At 31.8% G+C, this 912-nt stretch carries 1 protein-coding gene; it reads left to right on the forward strand.

Features of this window, described 5'->3' with window-relative positions; translation table 11 throughout:
• Positions 1–46: 46 nt before the first annotated feature.
• A partial coding sequence (locus tag AC2A1C_RS15820) for an IS982 family transposase (protein ID WP_484026896.1) occupies positions 47–912 on the forward strand: 866 nt, incomplete at its 3' end.

A 912-nucleotide genomic window follows, 5' to 3' on the forward strand; every position in this document is an offset into this window, starting at 1 on the left:
TATATTTAAGGTATTGAAAATCAAATATTTAACTAAAATTTCCGCTATGATTTCTGATGATAAAATTACAACTATTTTTTACATTGTTGATGAGTTTTTTAAAGAATTTGATAACATTCTCAAAGATTATGCTCTGAAAGATCCGAAAATTAAGATCCGAAACCGAAAATTTGCAATGTCAGAGAGCGAAGTAATGACTATTATGATATTGTTTCACTACGGCGCTTTCAAAAACCTGAAACATTTTTATCAAGGTTATGTTCAAAGATATATGAAGAAAGAGTTTCCTGTAACTGTTTCCTACAACAGATTTGTAGAACTCCAAAAGAAAGTGAATGTTCCGATGGCGGTTTTCGTAAAGATGATGTGTTTGGGAAAATGCACAGGCATATCTTTTATAGACTCTACACCCATTAGAGCCTGTCATATCAAAAGGGAAAAACAGCATAAAACATTCAAAAATATTGCTCAAAAAGGACAATGTTCTTTGGGTTGGTTTTATGGATTTAAGCTTCATTTAATCATCAATGACAAAGGCGAAATTTTAGATTTTATCCTAACAACAGGCAATGTAGACGATAGAGAACCGCTGAAAAGTATGGATTTGCACAAATGGATTTTTGGAAAACTTTTTGGGGATAAAGGTTATATCGGCAAGGATTTATTTGAACAACTTTTTATTGATGGAGTTCATCTCATCACGAAAATAAAGAAAAATATGAAGAATTCTTTGATGCTTCTTCAAGACAAAATCATGTTAAGAAAGAGAGCTTTAATTGAGTCTGTAAACGATGAACTCAAGAATATTTGCCAAATAGAGCACACGAGACATAGAAGTTTTGATAACTTTGTTCTCAATATATTATCGGCTTTGGCGGCTTATTCTTTCTTTGACAAAAAGCCCTCTATCAA

The organism is Chryseobacterium sp. HNCC26DJ241 (assembly GCF_057180505.1).